The sequence below is a fragment of the Pseudonocardia sp. McavD-2-B genome (genome assembly GCF_024124365.1).
GTDB lineage: Bacteria > Actinomycetota > Actinomycetes > Mycobacteriales > Pseudonocardiaceae > Pseudonocardia > Pseudonocardia alni.
Genome location: NZ_JAMXSG010000324.1, coordinates 1 through 5,939, shown reverse-complemented (window position 1 = coordinate 5,939; position 5,939 = coordinate 1). Strand labels below are relative to the sequence as shown.

Below are 5,939 nucleotides of genomic sequence, written 5' to 3'. Positions count from 1 at the left end.
TCCGGCTCGCTCTCCGCGGCGGCGGACCGGCGCTCCTTCGCCGTGACGGCCTCCTCGACCGTGCGGGGCGTGCTCGCGGGGGTGTCGGCCGCGCCCGGCGCGGCGGGAGCCACGGTGGTCCGCGGCTCGGTGATCCCGGCCGGGGGCTGCTCGACGGGGGCCTGCCCCGCGGGCGGCTCGTCGGCGGGCAGGTCGGCCAGGGCCGGGCCCGCATCGAGGTCGTCGACGCCGGACTCGATGAGCGACCGCGCGCCACGCAGCTGCTCGGCGACCCGGGCGCGCAGCCCGATGAGCTGCTCGACGCGGCGCTGGGCGGCGGAGGTGGTCTCCTCGGCGTCCCGGCGGGCGTCGGACCGGATCTTCTCGCCGTCGGTACGGGCCTGGTCCAGGTCGCGGCGGATCCGCTCCGCGGCCTCGCGCTCACGGCGCGAGATGTCGGCCTCGAGCGCGTCGCGCTCGGCGAACAGCGAGGTCAGCGCCTCGGTACGGCGCTGGTCCATCGCGATCCGGAAGTCGTGCTCGACCTGCTCGCGGTTCTCCCGGGCCTCGGTGTCGGCGCGGGTGATCCGGGCGGTGACGGTGCGCTCGGCCTCGGTGAGCTCGCGCTCGGTGGAGCTGCGCTGCTCGGCGAGGTCGCGCTCGGTCGTCGTGCGCTGCTCGGCCAGTTCGGCCTCGGTGACGCGTCGCCGCTCGGCGAGCTCGGCCTCGGTGCGCTCACGCAGCGCTGCCAGCTCCCGCTCGACGCGGGACTGCTTCTCCTCGACGGCGCGCTCCCGCTCGGCGGACCGGTGCGCGGCCTCCGCGGCCGTGGCCTCGGCCTGCGCGAGGGTCTGCTCGGCCCGGACGCGCGCGTCCTCGACGACGGTGCGGGCGTGCTCCTCGGCCCGGCGGCGCTTCTCGGCGATCTCGCGGTCCGCCGCGGCGTGCATCTCGGCGACCTCGTCCTCGGCGAGACGCAGCATCGACCGGAGCCGCTCGCTCATGCCCTGCACGCTCTGCGGCGGGCCGGCGAGCCGGTTGACCTGCTGCTGCATGGCCTCGGCGCGGGTACGGGCGTCGTCGAGCTCGCGGCTCAGCCGGGTGTTCTGGGCGACCGCCGCGTCACGGTCGGCCGCCAGCATGCGCACCTCGGCGTCGAGCCGGCGCAGGTGGCTGTCGACCTGCGCCTGGTCGTAGCCGCGGCGCGCGATCGAGAAACCGGTCCGGGGTACGGGCACATCGTGGTCACCGGCCATGTCGTTCACCGTACCGTCGCCGACGTTCCACAGCCGTGAGTTCGCACCGAGGGTCACGGGGTTCACCCCGCTATGGACAGAGGCCCCGTCCGTGTGACACGGACGGGGCCTCCGGACGACCGATCGGGGGTCAGACGCCCCGGAACCGGTTGATGCCGGACAGGTGCTTCTCGCGCTTCTCCGGGTTCGTGACACCGAGGCCCTCCTCGGGAGCCAGCGCGAGCACGCCGACCTTGCCCTGGTGGAGGTTCTGCTTGACGTCGTTGGCGGCCTGGCCGGTCTCGGTCAGCGGGTACACCCGCGACAGCGTCGGGTGGATCATGCCCTTGGCGACGAGCCGGTTGGCCTCGTAGGCCTCGCGGTAGTTCGCGAAGTGCGAGCCGACGATCCGCTTGAGGTTCATCCACAGGTAGCGGTTGTCGAACTCGTGCATGTAGCCCGAGGTCGAGGCGCAGGTGACGATCTGGCCGCCCTTGCGGGTGACGTAGACCGAGGCGCCGAAGGTCTCGCGGCCCGGGTGCTCGAAGACGATGTCGGGGTCCTCGCCGCCGGTGAGCTCGCGGATCTTCGCGCCGAGCCGCTTCCACTCCTTCGGGTCCTGGGTGGTCTCGTCCTTCCAGAACTTGTAGCCCTCGGCGTTGCGGTCGATGACCAGCTCCGCGCCCATGTCGCGGCAGATCTGGGCCTTCTCCTCCGAGGAGACGACGCAGATCGGGGTGGCGCCGCCGTTGAGGGCGAACTGGGTGGCGTAGGAGCCGAGGCCGCCGGAGGCGCCCCAGATCAGCACGACGTCGCCCTGCTTCATGTCGGCGCCGTTCTTCGACACCAGCTGGCGGTAGGCGGTGGAGTTGACCAGGCCCGGGGACGCGGCCTCCTCCCAGGTGAGGTGGTCCGGCTTCGGCATCAGCTGGTTGGACTTGACCAGGGCCAGCTCGGCGAGGCCGCCGAAGTTGGTCTCGAAGCCCCAGATGCGCTGCTCCGGGTCCATCATCGTGTCGGAGTGCCCGTCCGGGCTCTCCAGCTCGACCGAGAGGCAGTGCGCGACGACCTGGTCGCCCGGCTTCCAGCTGTTCACGCCCGGCCCGGTCCGCACGACGACGCCGGCGAGGTCGGAGCCGACCACGTGGTAGGGCAGGTCGTGCCGCTTGGCCAGCGGCGAGAGCTTGCCGTAGCGCTTGAGGAAGCTGAACGTCGAGACCGGCTCGAAGATGGAGGTCCAGACGGTGTTGTAGTTGATCGCACTGGCCATGACGGCCACGAGCGCCTCACCGGGGCCGAGCTCGGGGACCGGGACGTCCTCGACGCGCAGGCTCTTGCGCGGGTCCTTCTCCTTGGTGGTCAGACCCTCGAACATGTCCGCGTCCTCGGCGCGGACGGTGACGCCCTGGTAGTGCTCGGGCACCTCCAGGCCTCCGACGTCGGTGAACTGTCCGGCGAGGATGGCGTCGCGGATGTCCTTCACTGCTGGCCTCCGATGGCGACGTTGTCAGGGGAGTCGGGTGGGCTCACCCGATGATGCTTGGGATACCGCAAGTTACTGCGTAGTATCTTAACCGTAGGTCGCCGGTGAGGGTGATACCCGAAGTGCGCTTCGTGATGCACCCCACCGGACGTGCGTACTGTCCTTCGGGACGGGGTCGTGCCTCGTCCGTCAGTGCGCGTCCGCGGCCGGCTCGACGAGCTCGACCAGCACTCCGCCGGCGTCCTTCGGGTGCACGAAGTTGACCTTCGAGTTCGAGGTGCCGCGGCGCGGGGCGTCGTAGAGCAGGCGCAGGCCCTTCGCCCGCAGCGCGTCCGCCGCGGCGGCGACGTCGGTGACCCGGTAGGCGACCTGCTGCAGCCCCGGGCCGTTGCGCCCGATGAACTTCGCGATCGTGGAGTCCTCGTTCAGCGGGGCGAGCAGCTGCACCTTCGTGGCGCCGGCCGCCTCGCCGGGCGCCCCGAGCATGGCCTCGCGCACGCCCTGCTCGGTGTTGGTCTCGGTGTGCACCGCGACCAGGCCCAGGTTCTCCGCGTACCAGCGGATGGCCTCGTCCAGGTCGGGCACCGCGATGCCCACGTGGTCCACGGCCACGACCAGCGGCGACAGGGCGTCCTCGGTTGTCGTCATGGGGGCACAAGCTACCGGTTCTACTCGTCGGTAGGTGCCTGTGCCACTGGTCACCCCCACCGTTCGGTGCGTCCGGACGGGTCGTGGCCGTGGGTATGGTGGCGGCCCACCTGACAACGAAGCCTGATGGAGGACCCCGTGTCCGGAACCGTGATCGTCGCCGGCGCCCGCACCCCGATGGGCCGTCTGCTCGGCTCCCTGAAGGGCTTCTCCGGGGCCCAGCTGGGCGGCGTGGCCATCAAGGCCGCGCTCGAGCGCGCCGGTGTGGCCCCCGACCAGGTCCAGTACACGATCATGGGTCAGGTCCTCACCGCCGGCGCGGGACAGATCCCGGCGCGTCAGGCCGCCGTCGAGGCCGGCATCCCGATGGACGTCCCGGCGCTGACCATCAACAAGGTCTGCCTGTCCGGCGTCGACGCCATCGCGCTGGCCGACCAGCTCATCCGCGCCGGCGAGTTCGACATCGTCGTCGCCGGTGGCCAGGAGTCGATGACCCAGGCCCCGCACCTGCTCACCAAGTCCCGCGAGGGCACCAAGTTCGGTGACGCCACCCTCACCGACCACATGGCCTACGACGGTCTGTTCTGCGCGTTCGACCAGGTCGCGATGGGTGCCTCCACCGAGAAGTACAACGAGCGCTACGGCCTGACCCGCGAGGAGCAGGACGCCTTCTCCGCCCGCTCGCACCAGCGCGCCGCCCGCGCGGCGCAGGACGGCACGTTCGACCAGGAGATCGCCCCGGTCGAGATCCCGCAGCGCAAGGGCGACCCGGTCGTCTTCTCGACCGACGAGGGCGTGCGCGGCGACACCACCGCCGAGGGCCTCGGCAAGCTCCGGCCCGCCTTCGCCGCCGACGGCACCATCACCGCGGGGTCGGCCTCCCAGATCTCCGACGGCGCGGCCGCCGTGGTCGTGATGAGCAAGGCCAAGGCCGAGGAGCTGGGCCTGGACTGGATCGCCGAGATCGGCGCCCACGGCGTCGTCGCCGGTCCGGACGCCTCGCTCCACGAGCAGCCCGCGAACGCGATCGCCAAGGCGTGCGAGAAGGAGGGCATCCAGCCCGCCGACCTCGACCTCGTCGAGATCAACGAGGCCTTCGCCGCGGTCGGCATCGTCTCCGCCCGCAAGCTCGGCATCGACGAGGAGAAGGTGAACGTCGACGGCGGCGCCATCGCCCTCGGCCACCCGATCGGCATGTCCGGCGCGCGGATCGCGCTGCACCTGGCGCTCGCGCTCAAGGCGCGCGGCGGCGGCGTCGGTGCGGCCGCGCTGTGCGGCGGCGGTGGCCAGGGCGACGCGCTGATCGTGCGCGTCCCCCAGGCCTGATCTCCGTGTGATGCACGTCGGCCCCCGCCTCGGCGGGGGCCGACGTGCATCCGCTCCCCGACAAGGAGGCCGACCGTGCCCGGACCGCCGGACCCCCGCGAACTCGTGGAACGCGCTCGCCGCGGCGAGCAGCTCGCCGTCGCCCGGCTCATCTCGATGGTGGAGAACGCCGGCCCGCAGCTGCGGGAGGTGTCGGCGGCGCTGTCGCCGCACACCGGGCGCGCGCACGTCGTCGGGCTGACCGGGTCCCCGGGGGTGGGCAAGTCGACGTCGACGTCGGCGCTGGTCACCGAGCTGCGGACGCGCGGACGCCGGGTCGGGGTGCTGGCGGTGGACCCGTCCTCACCGTTCAGCGGCGGGGCGCTGCTGGGCGACCGGGTGCGGATGGGCGACCACGCCGACGACGACGGCGTCTTCATCCGGTCGATGGCCACCCGCGGGCACCTGGGCGGGCTGTCCTGGGCGACGCCGCAGGCCCTGCGGGTACTCGACGCCGCGGGCTGCGACGTCGTGCTGATCGAGACCGTCGGTGTCGGGCAGTCCGAGGTGGAGATCGTCGGGCTCGCCGACAGCACCGTCGTGCTGCTCGCGCCCGGGATGGGCGACGGCATCCAGGCGGCCAAGGCCGGGATCCTGGAGATCGGCGACGTCTTCGTGGTCAACAAGGCCGACCGCGAGGGGGCCCGCCGCACGGTGCGGGAGCTGCGGAACATGCTGCACCTGCGCATTCCGGACGGTGCCGGGAGGAGCGCAGGCGGAACGAGCATCGGCACCGAGCCGTGGGAGCCGCCGGTGCTCTCGACGGTCGCGTCCCGCTCGGAGGGGATCGGGGCCGTCGCCGACGCCCTCGACGAGCACCTCGCCTGGGCCGAGAAGTCCGGTGAACGGGAGCGGCGGCGCCGCGAGCGGGCGCGCCGTGAGATCGAGGGCATCGGGATGGAACAGGTCCGGGCCCGGATGGAACGGGTGCGTGGCGGCGACGCGCTCGACACCCTCACCGAGCGGGTGCTGGGCGGCGAGCTGGACCCGTGGGCCGCCGCCGACGAGCTGCTGGAACAGTCGGGCTGAGCCGATGCCCCCCCGGGTCAGGGGGGCGTGGCCCCGGGCAGCGTCGCGAGCCGGTCGAGGACGCGCTGCGACCCGCTACGCAGGGCGAGTGCCCGGGCCCGGGCGTGGGCGGCCCGCGCGGCGGGGCCGTCGCCGTCGCGCAGGGCGGCGAGCACCTCGTCCAGGGCGCGGTCGGTGCGCTCGCGGACCGGGCTCTGCGG

The 5,939-nt window shown here is 72.9% G+C and carries 6 protein-coding genes; 2 read left to right on the top strand and 4 right to left on the bottom strand.

Annotated features, from left to right (window positions below):
* The 3 genes from NH602_RS27310 to mce form a co-directional block, all read right to left on the bottom strand.
* On the bottom strand, nucleotides 1–1,235 hold a 1,235-nt coding region (locus NH602_RS27310; RefSeq protein ID WP_253069287.1), incomplete at its 3' end, for a hypothetical protein.
* 130 nt (nucleotides 1,236–1,365) lie between these two features.
* The gene (gene ccrA, locus NH602_RS27305) at nucleotides 1,366–2,697 is read right to left on the bottom strand and encodes a crotonyl-CoA carboxylase/reductase (protein ID WP_073578493.1); all 1,332 of its coding nucleotides are present in this window, start codon (nucleotides 2,695–2,697) and stop codon (nucleotides 1,366–1,368) included.
* 189 nt (nucleotides 2,698–2,886) lie between these two features.
* A complete protein-coding gene (gene mce, locus NH602_RS27300) occupies nucleotides 2,887–3,345 on the bottom strand; it encodes a methylmalonyl-CoA epimerase (RefSeq protein WP_062397320.1) in 459 nt (152 codons plus the stop codon).
* Between the two features lie 138 nt (nucleotides 3,346–3,483).
* Between mce and NH602_RS27295 the strand changes: the two genes are divergently transcribed.
* Nucleotides 3,484–4,671, top strand: coding sequence for an acetyl-CoA C-acetyltransferase (locus NH602_RS27295; protein ID WP_179761958.1), 1,188 nt, complete (start codon nucleotides 3,484–3,486; stop codon nucleotides 4,669–4,671).
* A gap of 75 nt (nucleotides 4,672–4,746) precedes the next feature.
* A complete protein-coding gene (meaB, locus tag NH602_RS27290) occupies nucleotides 4,747–5,739 on the top strand; it encodes a methylmalonyl Co-A mutase-associated GTPase MeaB (protein WP_253069286.1) in 993 nt (330 codons plus the stop codon).
* A gap of 17 nt (nucleotides 5,740–5,756) precedes the next feature.
* On the opposite strand, the gene NH602_RS27285 is transcribed toward meaB, so the two are convergent.
* The coding region (locus NH602_RS27285) for a hypothetical protein (RefSeq protein ID WP_253069285.1) at nucleotides 5,757–5,939 on the bottom strand (183 nt) is incomplete at its 5' end.

Coding starts and splice junctions, on each gene's coding strand:
- mce (WP_062397320.1), bottom strand. CDS start 3,345: ATGACGACAACCGAGGACGCCCTGTCGCCGCTGGTCGTGGCCGTGGAC.